This is a genomic window from Clostridia bacterium (assembly GCA_017438525.1).
In the GTDB taxonomy this organism is placed as follows: Bacteria; Bacillota; Clostridia; order Oscillospirales; family RGIG8002; genus RGIG8002.
Map to the genome: position 1 here is coordinate 1 of JAFRVI010000084.1, position 1721 is coordinate 1721.

General features: G+C 61.8%; 1 protein-coding gene. It reads left to right on the forward strand.

Translation table 11 applies throughout. From position 1 onward, the window contains the following. Positions 1–1460: LTA synthase family protein (locus tag IJL83_07935; GenBank protein ID MBQ6553525.1), on the forward strand; the 1460-nt coding region annotated here is incomplete at its 5' end. Between the last annotated feature and the right edge of the window lie 261 nt (positions 1461–1721).

Genomic DNA, 1721 nt, shown 5'->3' on the forward strand with positions numbered 1-1721 from the left:
AACTTTACCCTATGAAGAGAGTCCTTGCAGCCATCCTTATAATCCTCACCGCGCTCGGCGCGGCGGCGTGTTCGCCGCGGCGGCCGGCGGGCGCGGGCAGCTCGTCCGGCAGCTCCGCGGAGCCGCTTCCGCCCGAGCCGGAGCCGGTCGTTTACGAGCCGAACGTCATGGATATCGACTTCGACGCGCTGATCGCCGCCGAGAAAAACGACGACCTGCGCGGGATGCACGAGTATTTCCGCGACCGCGTCCCCACGATGAAGAACGAATACACCGGTCTTTTCGAGGGTTACAACCTGATAATGATCACCGCCGAGGGCTTCTCGCCCTACGCGATACGCGAAGGCGTCACGCCCACGCTGTATAAGATGCAGCAGGAGGGCTTCCGCTTCACCAACTTCTTCACCGCCGGGCAGGACGACACCATCACCGGCGAATTCGAGCACATGACCGGCCTGATCCCCAGCGCCGGCGTGCCGAACCACATGAAGAAGGTCAAGGATAACCTCCTGCCCTTCACCATGGGGGCGCAGTTCCAAAAGCTCGGCGTGCGCACCTGCGCGTACCACCCGCATTCCTACACCTTCTACGACCGCAACAAGACCCACTCCAACCTCGGCTACGACGTTTTCCGCGGCAACCGCGGCGGCGTCGTCGACGGCGTCGACAAGAAGGAGTACAAGCTCGTGCTCGAGCATCCGAGCTCCTGGCCGGAAAGCGACCTCGAGGCCATGCAGTCCTCATTCTCCGAGTACGCGGGCAAAAACGACGGCAAGCCGTTCCACGCGTACTATATGTCCGTCAGCGGACACTGCGACTACTCCTGGGACGGCAACCGGATGAGCGCGAAGAACCGCGAGCTCGTCGAGAACCTCGACCTTTCCGAGAAGTGCAAGGCGTACGTCGCCGCCAACGCCGAGCTCGACAGGGCGCTCGAATGGCTGATGGCGGAGCTGGAGAAGACCGGCCAGCTCGAGAAGACCGTCTTCTGCGTCACCCCCGACCACACGCCGCAGATGATCTCCTACAAGGAGATGGAGGAGCTCGCCGGCCATGAGCTTGAGAAGCATTTCGACTATTACCGCAGCGTGTTCCTGCTCTACTGCCCCGGGTATAAAAACGCGCCGGAGATAACCGTTCCGGCGAATACGATAGACGTCCTGCCGACGCTGCTGAACCTCTTCGGCTTCGAATACGACAGCCGCCTGCTCTTCGGGCGCGACCTGCTCGATCCCGACGCCGAGCCGCTGATCACCATCTACGGCAGGAGCTGGATCACCGACAAGGGCAAGTATTACGCCGGCGACCGCGAGTTCACCCCCGCCGAGGGAGTCGTTTTCGAGAGCGAGGAGGCGCAGAAGGCCTACGTCGAGGAGACGACCGAGAAGGTCAAGGTCATGTTCAGGATGTCGGGGGAGCTTATTAAGAGAGATTATTACAGGAAAGTGTTCGGCGCGTAGCGCGCCGCCCGCGCGGGCGGCACTCGTTCGCCGCAGGCGAACATATCGCATCAGCGCAGCTGATATATCGTATTCGCGTCAGCGGATATATCGCATCGGCGAAGCCGATATATCGCACCGAGCCGACGCGAGCCGGCGAGGCATATCGCCGCGAACGCAGTGAGCGGACCTCCCTCAGACGAGGGAGGTGGATTGACGGCCGCGTAAGCGGACGGCAAGACGGAGGGAGGGAAAAAGCCCTGCCTCTGAGATGACGTTTTA